This window comes from Mesobacillus subterraneus (genome assembly GCF_020524355.2).
In the GTDB taxonomy this organism is placed as follows: Bacteria; Bacillota; Bacilli; order Bacillales; family Cytobacillaceae; genus Mesobacillus; species Mesobacillus subterraneus_C.
In genome coordinates this window covers 1,005,451-1,023,972 of the sequence record NZ_CP129019.1, presented here as the reverse complement: position 1 = coordinate 1,023,972, position 18,522 = coordinate 1,005,451, and the positions used below count along the sequence as shown (strand labels likewise).

Sequence of the window (18,522 nt, the reverse complement as noted above, 5' to 3'; positions counted from 1 at the left end):
TATGGATAGGCATTCTTCCAAAACTAGTGCGAATTACTATCCCTACTACCTTCGAAGCGGATTGTACGGTCTTTTGGCCCTCGGTTTGCCAAGGACTTCAGACCAAATCAATCCTTCTACCAGGGTGTCCCTGTCTGGCTGGAAGACAACTTCTGTTTCTTTTTCTTCTCTTTTCTGCTGCAATCGTCCCGATCCTTCACCAGACATGCGTCCGTTGCTTGATCTCTGTTTGTTCATCTGCTCTTCAGACTGAAGCTTTCTTTCCAGATATACCGTCTGGAGGTCATTTACGATTTCAACACCAGTTTCACGCAGAACTTGTTTTTCTGATTCCCGGCTTCGCTGTGTGTCTCTGCTCGTTTCATAACGGGGCTCAAAATCTTTTTCGATTTCCGCCCGAGGCTCAACCTTGGCCTCTGCCGGCTGTCTCCGGGCAGGAGCAGGACGAGGCTGCCTCGCTGGTCCAGGCTGTTGCATCGGACCGGGCGGCCTGACAGGACGGCGCTGTGGCTGCTGGCCGTCCTGCTTCTTTTTATTAAAAAGACTGGAGATGACCCCGATCAGAATAAACAGGGCTACCGGATTACTAAATAAAACAAATAAAAGTTCCATGAGGAGCCCCCCTTTCTTTTAACGGGTTCTCGCATCAGTTATTATTTTTGTCATCTTTTTTATTGTTTGAAAGTTTGCCAATGGATCCTCTCATGTCTGTGTCCGCTTCGATATTCTGGATATTCATATAATCCATCACACCGATATTGCCTTCACGCAGCGCTTCCGCCATTGCTAATGGAACAGTCGCTTCAGCCTCGACGACCTTCGCTCTCATTTCCTCGACGCGCGCTTTCATTTCCTGTTCTTGAGCTACGGCCATAGCACGACGCTCTTCAGCTTTCGCCTGGGCAATCTTCTTATCGGCTTCCGCCTGCTCTGTCTGGAGCTCGGCACCGATGTTCTTGCCGATATCAACGTCCGCGATATCAATCGATAAGATCTCGAACGCTGTACCCGCATCCAGACCTTTTGAAAGGACTGTTTGCGAAATCATATCTGGATTTTCCAACACTTTTTTATGGTTACCAGAAGAACCGATTGTCGATACAATACCCTCACCTACACGGGCAACGATTGTTTCTTCACCAGCACCACCGACAAGTCTGTCGATGTTTGCTCTTACCGTGATTCTCGCCTTAGCTTTTACTTCGATTCCATCCATAGCCACACCAGCGATGAATGGCGTTTCAATTACCTTCGGATTTACACTCATTTGCACAGCTTCTAATACATCACGGCCAGCAAGGTCAATCGCTGCCGCTCTTTCAAATGAAAGCTCAATATTCGCACGGTGTGCAGCAATAAGGGCATTTACGACCCTGTCAACATTACCGCCCGCAAGATAATGGCTTTCAAGCTGGTTTGTCGTTACACTCAAACCTGCTTTGTGCGCTTTGATCATCGGGTTGATGACTCTGCTCGGGATAACCCTTCTTAACCTCATACCAATCAGCGTAAAAATGCTGACCCTGACACCTGCCGCTAATGCTGAAATCCATAGCATTACCGGTACGAATGTCAGCAAAACACCAAGGAAAATGATCCCAAGTGCAATTGCTACTAAAACAAATGCTGTACTTGCATCCATATGAACTGCCTCCTAAAAATATTATTCCCTGTTCTTTGACTCTTCTTTATTTTACCAAATAAACTCAAAGACCACAGGTTTTATCTTCACTTGCTGTCTCATCGATTTGTCACGGCTAGAATAGCTCATTAAACAATACCAATGAAAGAACAAATTAGATCTCTGTCATTTCTCTAACCACAATTCTCGAGCCTTCCGTTTTTACAATTCTAACTTTCTTGCCCTTTGCAATAAATCCACCCTCACTGACTGCATCAATACGTTCATCTTCAACAACGATTGTGCCTGAAGGTCTGAGCGGAGTCAATGTAATCCCTTCTACGCCAATCAGTTCAAGACGGTTTTTATTGGATACATAACCCTTTTCAGTGCTTGTTGAATCTGTTAAAATGATTCTTCTGAAAAATTTCATCTTTTTTCCAAACACCCTTATCATTAAAATAGATAACACGATGGACGCAGTCAAGGCGATCAGTAACGAAATCCCCATATGCACCACATTATCAGATGCCATAAAAAAGCTTGCAAAGATAGCTAGTAAACCAATTGCCCCAGCTATGCCTCCTGGAATGAATAACTCAAGCAATATGAGCCCAACCCCAAGCGCGAACAAAATCAGCGTTTCAAAACCTGCCAGACCTGCAACCATATGACCATAGAAGAATAGGAGCAAAGATGACAAGCCTGCAATTCCTGGCAGTCCGAATCCTGGCGAATACAGTTCAAGCACCAACCCTAAGCTTCCGATCGTCATTAAAATCGGGATCACGACTGGATGCGTTATGAATCTCGCCAGCTTTTCAGCGAAAGTTTCATTCACATTCGTGATTTCAGCATTCTCCAAACCGAGCATTTCCAATACCTCATTGAGGTTTTTTACTGTTCCTTCTGAATAGCCCACTTCAAGGGCCTGATCTGCCGTAAGAGTCAGCAGTTCACCCTTGCCAGCCCCTAATTCAGGAAGATCAATGCTCTCATCAGCCATCGCCTGGGCATAAATCGGATCCCTGCCACTCTCGACCGCTGCCGCATTCATGGCAGCAAACCAGTAAGACTCTGCTTTCTTTCCCGCAGTGTTGCCCTGCTGGTCTATGATCGCAGCCGATCCCATGGTAGCTCCAGGAACCATGTATATCTCATCTGTATTCAAAGAAATATAGGCACCCGCGGATAGCGCTTTTTTATTGACAAAGGCAACTGTTTTCAAGTCAGTACCTGTCAAAAGTTTTCCAATCCCGTCAGCGGCATCAACGACTCCACCAGGTGTATGCACATCAAAAATGATTGCTTCTGCTCCAGCCTCTTCAGCCTCCTCCACCGCTCTTTCCAGGAAGGCAAGCAAGCCCTTTTCGACTGTTTCTGCAATCGGCACCACGTAGACAACCTTTTCATCTGCATTTGCAGAGAACGGATTGATCAGACTGGCCAGTGACAAGAGGATGATGATGCTCGCAATCACTGATTTGATTTTCAATTCGGCACCTCCATTCTATAAAATAAGGTCATAGTGGTAATACGCATTCGCACAACAAAAGGTTTCATTGATTTTTTACAGATTTCAAAAAGAATTCTTCTGAAAGTGTAAAAATTATGTATTTAATTTCAATGAAACACAAAGTACTATGTGAAGACACTTTTATTATACGCTAAAAAGGCCACAAGAATATCCTGCGGCCTTCGAGCTTTTTATGAAAGGTGTTGTTGTACAAGTTTATTAACGAGAGATCCGTCTGCTTTACCTTTTACTTTAGGCATAATGACAGCCATTACTCTACCCATATCGGCTTTAGATGCCGCACCGGTCTCTGCGATAGCTTCTTTGACGATTGCCGTCACTTCTTCTTCGCTAAGCTGCTGTGGCATGTAAATTTCGACATGCTTTAATTCTGTTTGTATCTTTTCAACAAGGTCTTGACGACCTGCTTTTTCAAATTCCTGGAGGGAATCTTTGCGTTGCTTCACTTCACGAGAAAGTACAGTTAACTCTTCTTCTTCGGATAATTCCTGCTTGCCGAATTTGATAGCTTCGTTTTGCAGGGATGCTTTGACCATCCGAATTGTCGTGAGTCTGTCCTTTTCTTTGTTCTTCATCGCTTGTTTCATATCATTATTTAAACGCTCGAGCAGACTCAATTTGATTCCACCCTCTCTTAGAACTTGCGTTTTCTAGCAGCTTCAGACTTTTTCTTACGCTTTACACTAGGTTTTTCGTAGAATTCGCGCTTTCTAGCTTCTTGGATAGTACCTGATTTAGATACAGTACGTTTGAAGCGTCGAAGAGCATCTTCAAGCGATTCGTTTTTACGAACGACAGTTTTAGACATTCTCTTTCCCTCCCTCCGAGCACAACACACTAACACCAAAACACATGGAAACCATGTACCTTGCAATTATAATATAACACTGGCATGAGGTCAACTGTATTTAGCCCTTGTTTTTACATTATGTATTTTTACAGGATATCATACAGGAAACAAATTTTGTTAGCATGTCCAGCCCTCCTTTTCATACATTTAAATGGGAGGGGAAGTCCAATGGTCTATCTACTATTTTTCCTATTATTTCTCGCTGTTTTCATCGGCGGCATGGCATTGCTTCGTAAAGGCTTGTTCGAGCTTTCCGCCACCAGAATGAAAAACTGGCTGTCCGTCATGACAGATACTCCACTTAAAGGGTTGGTTGCGGGAGCGATAGTGACCGCACTTTTGCACAGCAGTTCGGCTGTCATGGTGATTACGATCGGATTGATATCGGCAGGCCTTCTGAGATTCTCACAATCAATCGGAATAATTCTTGGATCAAATATAGGAACAACCTTCACTCTTGAAATCATTACTTTCAATATCGACGCTTTTATCGTCCCATTTGCTATTATTGGTGCCATTTTAATGGTATACCGTAATAAAACATGGCAAAACATCGGTGCGATTTCTTTTGGGATGGCTGCTGTTTTTGCTGCGATGCGAGGCTTCACCTTCCTTGCCGAACCACTGACCAGCCTGCCATTTGTAGAGCTAGCACTTACCAACCTGAATAACAGTCATTTAATCAGCATTTTCACAGGTACCATTGTGACTGCTATGATTCAATCTAGCACCGCCATGACAGGAATCATCATGGGCTTTTTATCAGAAGGAACATTAAGCATGGATACAGCAATTTCTGCGATGCTTGGTGCAAACATAGGAACTTGCATTACTGCGATGCTGGCATCTATTGGTGCAGGCAAAGAAGCCAGGCTCACAGCATTTGCCCACGTATGGCTTAATATCGCAGGAGCGGTATTCTTCTACCCTTTCATCGAGCAAATAGCTGCATTGGCTCCGATGACAGCCGCAAGACCAGAAGTTCAGCTGGCGCATGTCAGTGTCGTTTACAATATAATTGCTTCTTTGCTCATTCTTCCAGTCGCGGATCAGTTCGGAAAGATGATTGAATTCATTCACGGGAAAGAAAAACGTATTTAGCGGCAGGAATACCACTTCGACTAATAAACAGTAGATGTGGGTGAATTAGCTTAAAGTGTAGTTGATATATTTAAAAGTGTAGTCGAAATAGTTTAAAATGTGGTCGATATATCTCTATATGTGGTCGATATATTTAAACGTGTGGTCTAAATATCTCTAAATTGTGGTCTAAATATTAAAAATCTGGTCGGTTTTGGTCTATAACTTGGTCGATATATTTTCCCTGATTTATCGAAAATATTGCCGAAATACTTAAAAATGGTCGTTTAAATACCTGAATCCGTCCTTTGATTTCAAAAAAGAGCTGGCACTTTGCCAGCTCTTTCACATTGAACTACATAACAGCTTGTTCAGCTAAAATTTCATCTTCCAATACACGGACAAACTGACCTTCATTGAAAGGATAGCCTGCTTTGGCAATCTTGACCTTCACAATTTTTCCAACCATCTCTTCATTAGCAGGGAAAACAACCTTCAAGTAGTTGTCTGTATAACCTACATATAGTCCGCTATCTGATTGTTCCTTGTAGATTTCTTCAGGAATCACTTCAAGCACTTCATTTTCAAACTGGGAAGCATATTCCTTTGCAAGCTGGTTGGAAAGCTCAATCAATCTGTGAACGCGTTCGTTCTTCACTTCTTCATCAACCTGGTCTTCCATTCTCGCAGCAGGAGTGCCTGTCCGTTTTGAATAAGGGAAGACATGCAGCTCTGAGAATTGGTGCTTCTTAATAAAACTATAAGTTTCCATGAACTCTTCTTCCGTTTCACCAGGGAAACCAACAATTATATCAGAAGTAACCGCAAGACCTGGCAATACTTCCTTAAGGCGGTCAAGACGTTCACCGAAAAATTCCATCGTGTATTTGCGGCGCATGCGCTTCAGGACTGTGTCAGAACCTGATTGAAGCGGGATGTGCAGGTGACGCACGATGATATTGGATTGATCAATTACCTCTATTACTTCGTCCGTGATCTGGCTAGCTTCAATAGAAGAAATGCGCAGGCGCTTTATACCTTTAACTTGTGCCTCAAGATCTTTAAGCAGGGAAGCAAGGTTGTAGTCTTTCATGTCTTCACCGTAGCCGCCTGTATGGATACCGGTAAGAACAATTTCTTTGTAGCCAGCATCAACAAGCTGCTGAGCCTGGCGAATGACCTCCTGTGGATCACGGGATCTCATCAAGCCACGTGCCCAAGGGATGATACAGAAAGTACAAAAGTTATTGCAGCCTTCCTGGATTTTCAATGAAGCCCTAGTACGGTCCGTAAATGCAGGTACGTCAAGCTCTTCATATACACGGTTCTTCATGATATTGCCAACAGCATTGATTGGCTGGCGCTCTTGCTTGTACTGTTCGATATACTCAAGCATTTTCACGCGGTCCTGCGTTCCGACAACGATATCAACGCCAGGAATCGCCATGATTTCCGCTGGCGACGTTTGTGCGTAACAGCCGGTAACACAAATAACCGCGTCCGGATTCTTACGTACAGCACGGCGGATGACCTGGCGGCTTTTCTTGTCCCCTGTATTCGTTACCGTACATGTGTTGATGACATAAACATCTGAAGTAGATTCAAACTCTACCCGTTCGTATCCTTGTTCCTTAAATAACTGCCAAATGGCTTCTGTTTCGTAATGGTTAACCTTACAACCTAATGTATGAAAAGCAACTGTAGGCATTATCTTCACCCCAATAATTCAAAATGATAGGAAACAGCAGACAAGGCATATAGCGGTGCTGTTTCTGTACGCAAGATGCGCGGCCCGAGACCACAACCTAAAAATCCATTCTTATTTAAAAGGTCAACTTCTTCCGAGGTCAGCCCTCCCTCGGGACCAAATACAATTAGGAGGCTGTCGCCTTTCCCCAATTTACCGAGAGTAGAAGAAAGGACCGAAGCTTCTCCCTCCCTTGCTTCTTCCTCATATGCAACAAGCTTATAAGTATACTCACCGCTAGCTTTGATCAGTTCTTTAAGACTGACCGGTTCTTTCACTTCTGGAACATAGCTGCGATGGGACTGCTCCGCAGCTTCCTTGGCAATCTTCTGCCAGCGTTCAACCTTTTTGGCAGCTTTTTTGCCGTCCCATTTAACGATTGAGCGGGATGCGGTAAAAGGGACAAATTCATAGGCACCGAGTTCAGTACCCTTCTGGATAATCAATTCGAGCTTATCCCCTTTGGGCAGACCGCTCGCAATCACGACATGGACCGGAAGCTCCGTGGTCCCTTCCTCCCATTTTACAACGTGTGCCTCAACAATTTCAGCGGTAATTTCTGCAATCTGGCAAACCGCGCTTTTGCCCTTAGGCGTGACGCAGATGATTTCGTCCCCAGCCTTCATCCTCATAACACGGACAATGTGATGATGATCATCACCGGTAATATTGAATTGTTCCATATTCTCTTGTTCATCAATAAAATAACGCTGCACCACAGCACCTGCTTTCTGAAAAGCGCAAGCGCCTTGGTCATCCCCGACAAGCGCTGGAGCTAGACATTTCTCAGATTTAAGACAAATGATTAAAAAAGACAGAAAAAAGGGGTTATGCTTTTCCCCTTTTTTCCACATTATTTCTTTTTAGAGATGATCGCAACCCAGTCTTCCATAGAAATGATCTCTTCTATTTCAAAACCTGCATTGATCATTGCATCCTTAACGACTTCTTTCTTCTGCTGAATGATTCCAGATGTGATGAAATATCCACCTTGTTTCACGATCTTGCCGGCATCGTCAGCAAAGCGGAGAATTACTTCTGCAAGAATATTTGCTACTACAATATCCGCTCCTTCTGCTACACCATCCAGAAGATTGTTTTGTGAAATAGTTGCAACATCGTGGACTTTGTTCAGCTTGAGGTTAAGTTTCGCAACCTGTACAGCTACATCATCCAAATCCATCGCTTCTACTTTTTCAGCACCCAGCTTTGCCGCTGCAATACTGAGAACACCTGAACCAGTTCCAACATCCACGACGCGGTCACCAGGCTGGACTGTTCTTTCCAGCGCCTGGATACACATTACCGTTGTCGGGTGGGTCCCTGTTCCGAATGCCATACCAGGGTCAAGCTCAATGATCAATTCATCCGTGGTGACTGGAGTGTAATCCTCCCAGGTTGGCACGATCGTGAATTTCTCGGAAATTTTCACAGGATTATAGTATTTCTTCCAGGCAGTTGCCCATTCTTCTTCGTTCACTTCACTGATTGAAACTTTATTCAACCCGATATCAATATTGTAGATAATCAAGTTATTGATTGCTTCTTTTATTTCATCTACTGTCTCACCCAAGAAACTATTTACAGGGAGGTACGCTTTTACAATGACTCCTTCTTCCGGATAATCGTCTGGATTAAGCTGGTATATTTCTCCGAACTGGTCCTCTCTCTCCTTTTCAAGCTCCAGCGGATCTTCGATAACAACTCCGCTTGCACCTGCTTCATGCAGGATATTGGAAATCGGCTCAACCGCTTCATTTGTAGTTAAAATGCTGATTTCAGACCACTTCATTTATACCAGCTCCATTCGATTAATCACCTTTAAAGGCACGTTTTACTTTTGAAAAAAAGCTTTCCTCCTGCTCTCCAAGAGGGGACTGTCCGCTTACTTCGGCAAAGTCACGGAGCAGCTGCTTTTGTTTTTCAGACAGCTTTGTCGGAGTTATGATTTTAACCAAGACATGCTGGTCTCCAGTACCATATCCGCGGACATTCGGGACACCTTTGCCCTTCAGGCGGAATTTAGTACCCGTCTGTGTACCAGCAGGAACTTTCAATTTTACTTTGCCATGCAGTGTAGGGACTTCAACTTCATCCCCAAGGCTTGCCTGGACAAATGTGATTGGCATTTCACAATAAATATCATCGCCATCACGTTCAAAGAATTCATGCGACCTTATATGGAAGACAATATAAAGATCTCCTGAAGGTCCGCCATTGATTCCGGCTTCCCCTTTTCCTGCTACTCTCAACTGCTGGTCATCATCGACACCAGCCGGGATTTTAACATGAATCTTGTTTCTTCTAGTAACCTTACCGGTACCTGAACACGTTGTACATTTTTCTTTGATTTCCTTACCTGTTCCGTTACAGTAATGACACACCCGGCGATTAACAATACGTCCAAATGGCGTGTTTTGTTCAACACTCATCTGACCGCTGCCATGACAGTGTTTACATGTATCGACTTTAGTACCCGGTTTAGCACCAGTTCCATCACAAGTGTCGCATTCTTCTTCACGAGGAATCTCGATATCTGTTTCCTTGCCAAATACAGCTTCCTCGAACTTTAATGTCATTGTGTACTGAAGATCTGCACCCTGTCTTGGCGCATTAGGATCACGGCGTCTGCCGCCTCCTCCGCCGAAGAAGGAATTGAAGATGTCTTCGAATCCGCCAAAACCGCCGCCAAAATCCCCGCCGCCGCCAAATCCCTGGTTAGGGTCGACATGGTCAAACTGGTCATATTGGGCACGCTTCTGATCGTCACTAAGGACCTCGTATGCTTCTTTTACTTCTTTGAACTTTTCATCTGCTCCCGGCTCTTTGTTGATGTCCGGATGGAATTGTTTAGAAAGCTTACGGTAAGCCTTCTTTATTTCATCCTTCGAAGCCGAATTACTGACTCCGAGGACTTCATAGTAATCCCGTTTACTCATGATTACCACTCCCGAATCTTTTCACATAAAGATAATTCTAACATTCCCGTACATCCATACGCAATATTTAAAATATCTCGATATGCGTTTATTTTGTTTCTGTATTGGACCCAGTCCGTTACCCCTCATAAAATCAAAAAGCCAAAGCCAAGTATGACCTGACTTTGACTTTTTGGTTGCTATAAGAAATTATTTTTTATCGTCGTTTACTTCTTCGAACTCTGCGTCTACGACATTGTCGTCTTTTGCAGAACCTTCTTGTCCTTCTGCGCCTTGCTGTGCCTGCTGTTGCTTGGCAGCTTCTTCGTAAAGCTTGACGCTTAGGTTTGTAACGATTTCTTGAAGAGCGTCCTTCTTAGTGCGGATTTCTTCAATTTCTCCCTTTTCAATTGCAGCCTTCAGCTCGTCTTTTGCTTCGTTCGCTTTCTTGACTTCTTCTTCATCTACCTTGCCTTCAAGGTCCTTCAGAGTCTTTTCAGCAGTGAATACTAGCTGGTCAGCTTCGTTGCGAAGTTCGACTTCTTCTTTAAGCTTTTTGTCAGCTTCAGCGTTCTCTTCCGCTTCTCTTACCATGCGGTCGATTTCATCATCAGAAAGTCCAGTAGATGACTTGATTGTGATTTGCTGTTCTTTGTTTGTGCCAAGGTCCTTCGCACGCACATTTACGATACCATTTTTATCGATATCGAATGTTACTTCAACCTGAGGTACTCCGCGTGGTGCTGGAGGAATATCAGTTAATTGGAAGCGTCCGAGCGTCTTATTGGCAGAAGCCATTGAACGCTCACCTTGAAGCACGTGAATATCAACCGCAGTCTGGTTGTCAGCAGCTGTTGAGAAAACCTGTGACTTTGAAGTAGGGATTGTTGTATTGCGATCGATCAGCTTTGTGAATACGCCGCCCATTGTTTCGATACCAAGTGAAAGCGGAGTAACGTCAAGAAGAACGACATCCTTTACATCCCCAGAGATAACACCGCCCTGGATCGCTGCGCCCATTGCTACAACTTCATCAGGATTTACACCTTTATGAGGTTCTTTCCCAGTTTCCTTTTTAATAGCTTCTTGTACAGCTGGGATACGTGTAGATCCGCCGACAAGGATTACTTTATCAAGCTCGGATGGGCTTAAGCCAGCATCTTTTAGTGCCTGGCGAGTAGGTCCCATTGTGCGTTCAACCAACCCAGCAGAAAGCTCATCAAATTTCGCGCGAGTCATGTTCACTTCAAGGTGCAGAGGCCCTGCTTCCCCAGCCGTGATGAAAGGAAGGGAAATCTGTGTAGAAGTTACACCAGAAAGATCTTTCTTAGCTTTTTCAGCAGCGTCTTTTAAGCGCTGAAGAGCCATCTTGTCTTTCGATAGGTCGATGCCGTTTTCTTTCTTGAATTGTTCTACTAAATAATCAATGATGACCTGGTCAAAGTCGTCACCGCCAAGACGGTTGTCACCTGCAGTAGACTTAACTTCGAATACGCCATCACCAAGTTCAAGGATGGAAACGTCGAAAGTACCGCCGCCAAGGTCATATACAAGAATCGTCTGGTCTTCATCCATTTTATCAAGACCGTAAGCCAGTGCTGCGGCTGTAGGTTCGTTGATGATCCGTTCAACTTCAAGACCTGCGATTCTTCCAGCATCCTTAGTTGCCTGGCGTTCTGCATCGTTGAAGTAAGCAGGAACAGTGATAACCGCTTTTGTTACAGGCTCACCAAGATAGTCTTCAGCATAAGACTTCAAGTATTGAAGAATGACTGCTGATAATTCTTGCGGCGAGTATTCTTTTCCTTCCGCTTCAACTTTATGGTCTGTTCCCATGTGACGTTTGATAGAGATGATTGTATTAGGGTTAGTGATTGCCTGGCGTTTTGCCACTTCACCAACTTGGCGTTCGCCATTTTTGAATGCGATGACAGAAGGAGTTGTTCTGTTTCCTTCTGGATTTGGGATTACTTTCGGTTCGCCGCCTTCTAGTACGGAAACACAAGAGTTAGTTGTTCCTAAGTCAATACCGATAATTTTACTCATTTTCAAATACCTCCTGGTTCATTTATGTAGGTTCTTTTCGTAAACTTCGTTGCTTTCTCAAGCACACATCCAATCTATTCGGATGTCTCCTCGAAAAGAGCCCAGATACAACTGTTATTGGTTCACCTTCACCATAGCTGGACGAATGATGCGGTCTTTTAGCATGTAGCCTTTTTGGAACTCTTCAACAACAATGTTATGACCGAAATTCTCATCTTCAGCCTGCATGACAGCCTGATGAAGATGCGGGTCAAATTCCTTGCCAACACCTTCGATTTCTTCTACGCCTTCATTTTTAAGGGCATCAAGCAAGCTGCGGTAAACCATTTCCACTCCCTGTTTAAGGGATTTAGCCTGTTCATTATCCACATCCATCTTCAAAGCCCGCTCGAAGTTGTCGATTGCTGGCAGCAGATCGGAAATAATGCTTTGAGCTCTATATTTAGCGCTCGCTTCAAGTTCAATCCTTGAACGGCGGCGGAAGTTGTCAAAATCAGCCTGAAGGCGCAAGTAACGGTTGTCGGCTTCCTCAAGCTTCCCTTCTAGTTCAGCCACTTTTTGCTCCATTAGATCTTGAGCTGGCATCTCTTCAGTATTTTCAGAAGCTTCATTTTCAGCAAAAACTTCCTCAACCGTTTCCTCTTCCATCTGGCTGTTCAATTCTTGCTCAGTATTTCTCTCTTCTGTCACGTTAACTCACCTCCCTCAAAGTTTCGCGGCATTGTATTGCCACACTGTTCCAGAATATCTGGTTTGATTTATATTTCAACGAAGCAAATATGCTTCAGTAGAAAACACATGACGATTCAGGATGGAACGGGCTGCTCCACCCTTAATCAATATTTCCATGCCTATTTATTTTGATACAGGTCAGTCAACACCTTGGATAAATCTGTGCTGATCAATTGCAGCAAGCTGATCACACGTGAATACTCCATACGAGTCGGACCTAACACCGCGATTGTCCCCAATTTCTCTTCGCCTATTGCATAGGTCGCTGTTATGAGGCTGCAATTTTCCATCGCAGAATTATCATTTTCCGTGCCAATCCTGACGTTAATCCCTGCCGGATTTTGTTTGAGCAGCTGATATAAGCCGTCCTCATGTTCAATCATGTTCATAAGGCTCCGGATTTTCTCAACATCATTGAATTCTGGCTGGCTTAGGATATTGGTCTTGCCGCCGAAAAACACTTTTTCATGTGAAGGCAGATTGAGTGTATCCGCAATCGAATGCAGGAGAGTATCATAGCTGCTTATATGCTGGCGTAACAGCATGGCTATCTCCTTGTAAATCTTAGAGTTAAGGCTTGTTAGCGGGACTCCTGCCAGGCGTTCGTTCAGGATGTTGACCATTTTCTCAACATCAGAAGGATCGACACTTGTAGGGAAATTGAACATCCTGTTCTCAACATGTCCAGTGTCCGTCACGATGATGGCGATCGCTGTGTCCTTTGTCAGCGGAACGATCTGAAGCTTCTTCAATCTGTTGTCCTTAACAGCCGGACCTAAGACAATTGAAGTATAATTTGTCATTTCAGACAGGATTTTTGCTGACTTCTGAACGATTTTTTCCAGCTCGTATATCCGCTCGGCAAAAATCGATTTAACCGTCGCCATATCTGAATGATTGACTTTTTGAGGCAGCAAAAGATTATCGACATAAAAACGATATCCCTTCTCCGATGGTATCCTTCCAGAGGATGTATGGGTTTTTTCAATGAACCCCAAATCCTCCAAATCCGCCATTTCATTTCGAATAGTCGCCGAACTGAAATTAATTTCTTCCTTTTTCGACAAGCTCCTGGAACCTATCGGTTGAGCTGAACGAATAAAGTCATCAACAATCACCTGCAAAATAAGCACCTGACGATCTGTTAACAACATCATCACCTCTGTTAGCACTCTATAAGAACGAGTGCTAATTCTAAAAATAATTTATCAATAAACGCTGAGGATGTCAATGATTTGATACCCCAATGAATGATTGAAAGACTTCATTGCCGAGCAGGCGTCCCTGCCTTGTTAGTGAGATTTTTTCTCCATCACTTTTCAGAAGGCCTCTCTCTGACCATTCCTTTATTTGACCTGCAAATAAATTCAGCGGATTCCGCCCGAATTTTTCCTCGAATTGTCGAATCGATACACCTTCTGTCTTCCGTAGTCCGAGGAACATTTCTTCTTCCATTTTTTCCTCAAGAGTCACTTTATGCGCATCCATGATTGGAAGTTCACCTTTAGATAATGGCTCCATATATTTTTTTAATGGTCCGAAATTTGACTGCCTGGTTCCACCGACATATCCATGAGCCCCGGCACCGAACCCGTAATACTCTTCGTTGTTCCAATAGGTAATGTTGTGTCTGCTTTCGAATCCTGGGACGGAGAAATTGCTGATCTCATATTGCCTCAGCCCCCCGCTTTCCATTTGCTCCATTAGTGTTTCATACATTTCTGCTTCTGCATCCTCACCTGGGAGCGGGAGCTTACCTTTTTGCATTAAGTTGTAGAACACTGTTTTCGGTTCAATGATTAATGAATATCCTGAATAATGAACCAGCCCTAGTCCAAGGGCTGTTTGGATTGATTCTTTGAAATCCTGCTTTGTCTGCCCTGGAAGGCTATAAATCAAGTCAATGCTGATATTATCAAAACCTGCTGTTTTTGCATTTTCAATTGATTCAAACACATCCTTAGCCCGATGGCTGCGGTCAATTTTTTCCAAAAGTTCATCATTGAAAGTCTGTACTCCAAAACTAAGCCGATTGACACCGGCATTCTTCAGGATTGCCAGCTTTTCTTTTGACAAATCCCCCGGGTTGGCTTCGAAGGAATATTCCGTATTGGAGTCTATATAAAGCTGTCTGTTGATCGCGGAAACAAGCTTATCCAATTGTTTTTCATTTAAGGCTGTAGGTGTGCCGCCACCGACAAACACGGTTTCCATTACTTGCTTGTTTACCGACAGGCTCATTTCCTTTTCTAGTGCCGCCAGGTATTCATCAACTGGCTGCCCCTTCATGAATACCTTATTGAAATCACAGTAATGGCAAATATGGTGGCAGAAAGGAATATGGATGTATGCTGCTTTCATTTTTGTTCACTTCCTAATGTGGCTTTTCAGGCCAGGATTTAGATCCATTTTTCTATTGAGACGATGAATTTATTGAAAAAAGAGTCCAGAATCGCTTGCTTTACCAAGCACATCCAGCCTCCCCTGCTATTTTACTTCTTCGTATTGTTGTCGTCCATTTTTAGGACTGCCATGAAGGCTTCTTGCGGAACTTCTACAGAACCAACTTGCTTCATGCGCTTTTTACCTTCTTTTTGCTTCTCAAGGAGCTTACGTTTACGGGAGATATCCCCACCGTAACACTTCGCCAGTACGTTTTTACGCATCGCCTTGATTGTCGAACGGGCAACAATTTTCTGTCCGATTGCTGCCTGGATTGGCACCTCGAACTGCTGACGTGGAATCAGGTCCTTAAGCTTATCTACAATAATCTTTCCGCGCTCGTAAGCAAAATCATTATGGACGATGAAACTCAAAGCATCAACTTTTTCAGCGTTCAAAAGAATGTCCATCTTCACTAGCTTTGAAGGCTTGTATCCTATCAGTTCATAATCGAATGACGCATAGCCTTTCGTGCTTGATTTTAGCTGATCAAAGAAATCATAAACGATTTCAGAGAGCGGGATTTCATACACGATGCTGACGCGCGTTTCGTCCATATATTGCATATCGATAAAGATACCGCGTTTTTCCTGGCAAAGCTCCATGATTGCTCCAACATATTCATTCGGTGCCATCATTGTTGCTTTTACATAAGGCTCTTCAACACGGTCAATCTTCTGAGGGTCAGGCATGTTTGATGGGTTGTCTACCTTCAATTCAGTACCATCAGTCATGATTACATCATAGATTACACTTGGCGCTGTCGTAATCAAATCAATCTTGAATTCACGTTCGATTCGCTCTTGAATGATTTCCATATGAAGAAGTCCGAGGAATCCACATCGGAAACCGAAGCCTAACGCCTGTGAAGTTTCAGGCTCGAATTGAAGCGCTGAATCGTTAAGCTCTAATTTTTCAAGAGCTTCCCTAAGGTCGTTGAATTTCGCTGAGTCAATTGGATACAGACCGCAATATACCATCGGGTTCAAACGACGGTATCCAGGAAGTGCTTCGGCAGCTCCATTTTTCGCGTTTGTGATCGTATCACCAACACGTGTGTCGCCGACGTTCTTAATTGCCGCAGTCAGGAAACCTACATCTCCGACAGTCAATTCAGCTGCGGGAGTTGCCTTTGGAGTAAATACTCCAACTTCCGTTACTTCAAATTCTTTGCCTGTTGCCATCATTCTGACTTTATCGCCAACTTTTACGGTGCCATCGACAACACGGATATAAGCGACTACGCCGCGGTATGCGTCGTACAAAGAGTCAAAAATCAATGCTTTTAAAGGAGCTTCAGGGTCTCCTTGTGGAGCCGGAACTTTCTCGACGATTTGTTCCAGGATTTCTTCTATTCCAATTCCCGCTTTAGCAGAAGCAAGAACAGCATCAGTAGCATCAAGCCCGATCACATCTTCAATTTCATTCCTTACTCGCTCAGGATCCGCACTTGGCAAATCGATTTTGTTGATGACTGGCACGATCTCCAGGTCATTGTCGATCGCAAGGTATACGTTCGCCAATGTCTGTGCCTCGATCCCTTGTGCCGCATCGACAACAAGAACCGCTCCCTCACATGCTGCCAGACTTCGGGAAACCTCGTATGTAAAGTCTACGTGTCCAGGAGTATCGATCAGGTGGAAGGTGTAGATTTCTCCATCCTTCGCCTTGTACTTCAATTGCACTGAATTCAGTTTTATTGTTATTCCGCGCTCACGCTCTAGATCCATCGAATCCAGAAGCTGATCCTTCATTTCCCGCGCAGTCAATGCATTCGTCTTTTCAAGGATACGGTCAGCCAGCGTCGACTTACCATGGTCAATATGGGCGATAATCGAAAAATTTCGTATTTTACTTTGTCTATTAAGTCTATCTTCTCTGCTCATTGCGTTCACTCCTACTATACTCGCGCATGTACACTATTGTTGATTATATCAGCAGGAATATCAAGATTCAATAAATAATGGAGGAAGTGTCACGTTTGGGCCAGCTAGCCGAGCTGGAATGTGTCCTTAAATTGTTCACAGAAAATTAAGAACTCATTATGTAAAATGAAGTTAGAAAGGATGTGCATTATGTTTAAAAAGGATCGTTATGAATCGGAAGAATTAAGAGTATTCAAGGTATTGAACAGGCGGATGGATTTAACAGAGAAAGAGAAACAATATTATTTTAATCTCAAAAAAGGATTTGAAGGCGAGGTGATGTTTGATGGGTATCTGCGACAAATATTCATTCAATCATACATCCTTAATGACCTGCTGTTTGAACAGAATCATTCACATTTTCAAATTGATTCACTGATGATTTCTCAGATTCTCACCTACTTATTTGAAGTGAAATACTTTGAAGGAGAGTATTATTTTGATGGCGATCAATTCAAGACAATTAAAGGAAAAGAAGTTAAGAATCCACTCCTTCAGCTTGAAAGGAACGAATCTCTATTAAGACAATTTTTTAATAGTATTGGATTTAAAGTCCCCATAGAAGCCTATCTCGTTTTTGTCAATCCGGATTTCACTTTGTACCAGGCTCCTCTCAACAGGCGAATCATCCTCCCGACCAACCTCAACCGTTTTATCCACAAAATGAATAACCAAAAGTCTACTTTAAATAGCCAACATTCCAGACTGTCAGAAAAACTACTATCCTCTCATTTGACGAAATCTCCATTCACTAAAATACCAGCATTTGAATATTCCCAGCTGCGAAAAGGAGTGTTTTGCCATTCGTGCGGAACGGTTATGGAGGAATACAGCGGGGTTATACTAACTTGTAAGAAATGCGGAAAGCATGAAAATACAAAAGAAGTATTATTACGAAGTATCGAGGAGCTTCAAATTTTATATCCAACTAAAAAGATCTCTACAAATACTATCTATGAATGGTGCGGTGAAATATTTCCGAAATTAAAAATCCAGCAACTATTGAAGGAAAACTTTATCATGTCAGGTTATGGCCAATGGTCGTATTATAATTAATTTTTCCTTTCGATCACCAATGAGTAGTCATTGGTGATCTTTTTTTTACTGTAGACCATTCAGCTTTAGTAGCGTTCTTATTAGCCTAATGCTAATTACTAATTACTTCATTGGCGACCTTTTTTACCAGCATCTGATTTTCCAGAGTGCCAATCAACTCCATTGGTGAATAATTTTAACAATATTTGATTGTATGCCTGCCGATCACTTATATTAGTGATTATATTTACCATAAAATGGATTTTCACAATACCAAGCAGCTCTATTGGCAACTCATTTTACCAGCAGCTTTATCAACGTGCCATTCACCAGTATTGGTGGTTCGTTTTTCCATAAGATGGATTTTCATAAAACCAATTAGCTCTATTGGCAACTCTTTTTACTAACATCTGGATTTTGTGTGTTCTAATCAACTCCATTGGTGACTCATTTTACCAGTATATGGATTATGAATGCACCAATCACCTGTATTGGTGATTCATTTTACCAGTATATGGATTATGAATGCATCAATCACCTGTATTGGTGATCATTTTAACCATAAATTGGATTTTTGTGATGCCAATCA

16 protein-coding genes are annotated in these 18,522 nt (G+C 43.1%); 2 read left to right on the top strand and 14 right to left on the bottom strand.

What is annotated here, in order from left to right; all coding sequences use genetic code 11:
- Positions 1 to 45: 45 nt before the first annotated feature.
- The 5 genes from LC048_RS05045 to rpsU form a co-directional block, all read right to left on the bottom strand.
- Positions 46 to 612, bottom strand: coding sequence for a hypothetical protein (locus tag LC048_RS05045; RefSeq protein WP_226607055.1), 567 nt, complete (start codon positions 610 to 612; stop codon positions 46 to 48).
- Between the two features lie 34 nt (positions 613 to 646).
- Positions 647 to 1,642, bottom strand: a complete 996-nt coding sequence (gene floA / locus LC048_RS05040; RefSeq protein WP_226607053.1) for a flotillin-like protein FloA — start codon at positions 1,640 to 1,642, stop codon at positions 647 to 649.
- Positions 1,643 to 1,796: 154 nt separating this feature from the next.
- Positions 1,797 to 3,089, bottom strand: coding sequence for an NfeD family protein (locus LC048_RS05035; protein WP_371932043.1), 1,293 nt, complete (start codon positions 3,087 to 3,089; stop codon positions 1,797 to 1,799).
- Between the two features lie 239 nt (positions 3,090 to 3,328).
- Positions 3,329 to 3,775 carry a GatB/YqeY domain-containing protein gene (locus LC048_RS05030; protein WP_226607051.1) on the bottom strand — a complete coding sequence of 149 codons (447 nt, stop codon included), beginning with the start codon at positions 3,773 to 3,775 and terminating at the stop codon, positions 3,329 to 3,331.
- A gap of 17 nt (positions 3,776 to 3,792) precedes the next feature.
- Positions 3,793 to 3,966, bottom strand: a complete 174-nt coding sequence (gene rpsU / locus LC048_RS05025) for a 30S ribosomal protein S21 (RefSeq protein WP_015595024.1) — start codon at positions 3,964 to 3,966, stop codon at positions 3,793 to 3,795.
- A 210-nt stretch (positions 3,967 to 4,176) separates the two neighbouring features.
- Here rpsU and LC048_RS05020 point away from each other — a divergent pair, with 210 nt between their 5' ends.
- Positions 4,177 to 5,109 carry a Na/Pi symporter gene (locus LC048_RS05020; RefSeq protein WP_226607049.1) on the top strand — a complete coding sequence of 311 codons (933 nt, stop codon included), beginning with the start codon at positions 4,177 to 4,179 and terminating at the stop codon, positions 5,107 to 5,109.
- A 334-nt stretch (positions 5,110 to 5,443) separates the two neighbouring features.
- On the opposite strand, the gene mtaB is transcribed toward LC048_RS05020, so the two are convergent.
- From mtaB to lepA, 9 genes are all read right to left on the bottom strand, one after another.
- Positions 5,444 to 6,796 (bottom strand): tRNA (N(6)-L-threonylcarbamoyladenosine(37)-C(2))-methylthiotransferase MtaB, encoded by a 1,353-nt coding sequence (gene mtaB / locus LC048_RS05015; protein ID WP_226607045.1) that lies wholly within the window; start codon positions 6,794 to 6,796, stop codon positions 5,444 to 5,446.
- A 5-nt stretch (positions 6,797 to 6,801) separates the two neighbouring features.
- Positions 6,802 to 7,551 (bottom strand): 16S rRNA (uracil(1498)-N(3))-methyltransferase, encoded by a 750-nt coding sequence (locus LC048_RS05010; RefSeq protein WP_226607042.1) that lies wholly within the window; start codon positions 7,549 to 7,551, stop codon positions 6,802 to 6,804.
- A 137-nt stretch (positions 7,552 to 7,688) separates the two neighbouring features.
- Positions 7,689 to 8,627: a 50S ribosomal protein L11 methyltransferase gene (prmA, locus tag LC048_RS05005; RefSeq protein ID WP_226607041.1), complete on the bottom strand. Its 939-nt coding sequence runs from the start codon at positions 8,625 to 8,627 to the stop codon at positions 7,689 to 7,691.
- A 19-nt stretch (positions 8,628 to 8,646) separates the two neighbouring features.
- On the bottom strand, positions 8,647 to 9,774 hold the full coding sequence (gene dnaJ / locus LC048_RS05000) for a molecular chaperone DnaJ (protein ID WP_306049597.1): 1,128 nt from the start codon (positions 9,772 to 9,774) through the stop codon (positions 8,647 to 8,649).
- Between the two features lie 189 nt (positions 9,775 to 9,963).
- A complete protein-coding gene (gene dnaK, locus LC048_RS04995) occupies positions 9,964 to 11,799 on the bottom strand; it encodes a molecular chaperone DnaK (protein ID WP_226607034.1) in 1,836 nt (611 codons plus the stop codon).
- A 114-nt stretch (positions 11,800 to 11,913) separates the two neighbouring features.
- Positions 11,914 to 12,489: a nucleotide exchange factor GrpE gene (gene grpE / locus LC048_RS04990; protein WP_226607033.1), complete on the bottom strand. Its 576-nt coding sequence runs from the start codon at positions 12,487 to 12,489 to the stop codon at positions 11,914 to 11,916.
- A gap of 161 nt (positions 12,490 to 12,650) precedes the next feature.
- Positions 12,651 to 13,682, bottom strand: coding sequence for a heat-inducible transcriptional repressor HrcA (gene hrcA / locus LC048_RS04985; protein WP_226607091.1), 1,032 nt, complete (start codon positions 13,680 to 13,682; stop codon positions 12,651 to 12,653).
- A gap of 76 nt (positions 13,683 to 13,758) precedes the next feature.
- Positions 13,759 to 14,892 carry a radical SAM family heme chaperone HemW gene (hemW, locus tag LC048_RS04980; RefSeq protein ID WP_306049594.1) on the bottom strand — a complete coding sequence of 378 codons (1,134 nt, stop codon included), beginning with the start codon at positions 14,890 to 14,892 and terminating at the stop codon, positions 13,759 to 13,761.
- A 131-nt stretch (positions 14,893 to 15,023) separates the two neighbouring features.
- Complete coding sequence (lepA, locus tag LC048_RS04975) at positions 15,024 to 16,859, bottom strand: translation elongation factor 4 (protein WP_226607029.1); 1,836 nt, start codon at positions 16,857 to 16,859, stop codon at positions 15,024 to 15,026.
- 189 nt (positions 16,860 to 17,048) lie between these two features.
- Here lepA and LC048_RS04970 point away from each other — a divergent pair, with 189 nt between their 5' ends.
- Complete coding sequence (locus tag LC048_RS04970) at positions 17,049 to 17,954, top strand: nuclease-related domain-containing protein (RefSeq protein WP_226607027.1); 906 nt, start codon at positions 17,049 to 17,051, stop codon at positions 17,952 to 17,954.
- Positions 17,955 to 18,522: the final 568 nt, after the last annotated feature.

Excerpts from the sequence above, each read along its gene's own strand:
- LC048_RS05045 (WP_226607055.1), bottom strand. The coding sequence starts at position 612 with ATGGAACTTTTATTTGTTTTATTTAGTAATCCGGTAGCCCTGTTTATT.
- floA (WP_226607053.1), bottom strand. The coding sequence starts at position 1,642 with ATGGATGCAAGTACAGCATTTGTTTTAGTAGCAATTGCACTTGGGATC.
- rpsU (WP_015595024.1), bottom strand. The coding sequence starts at position 3,966 with ATGTCTAAAACTGTCGTTCGTAAAAACGAATCGCTTGAAGATGCTCTT.
- LC048_RS05020 (WP_226607049.1), top strand. The coding sequence starts at position 4,177 with ATGGTCTATCTACTATTTTTCCTATTATTTCTCGCTGTTTTCATCGGC.
- mtaB (WP_226607045.1), bottom strand. The coding sequence starts at position 6,796 with ATGCCTACAGTTGCTTTTCATACATTAGGTTGTAAGGTTAACCATTAC.
- prmA (WP_226607041.1), bottom strand. The coding sequence starts at position 8,627 with ATGAAGTGGTCTGAAATCAGCATTTTAACTACAAATGAAGCGGTTGAG.
- dnaJ (WP_306049597.1), bottom strand. The coding sequence starts at position 9,774 with ATGAGTAAACGGGATTACTATGAAGTCCTCGGAGTCAGTAATTCGGCT.
- dnaK (WP_226607034.1), bottom strand. The coding sequence starts at position 11,799 with ATGAGTAAAATTATCGGTATTGACTTAGGAACAACTAACTCTTGTGTT.
- hemW (WP_306049594.1), bottom strand. The coding sequence starts at position 14,892 with ATGAAAGCAGCATACATCCATATTCCTTTCTGCCACCATATTTGCCAT.
- lepA (WP_226607029.1), bottom strand. The coding sequence starts at position 16,859 with ATGAGCAGAGAAGATAGACTTAATAGACAAAGTAAAATACGAAATTTT.
- LC048_RS04970 (WP_226607027.1), top strand. The coding sequence starts at position 17,049 with ATGTTTAAAAAGGATCGTTATGAATCGGAAGAATTAAGAGTATTCAAG.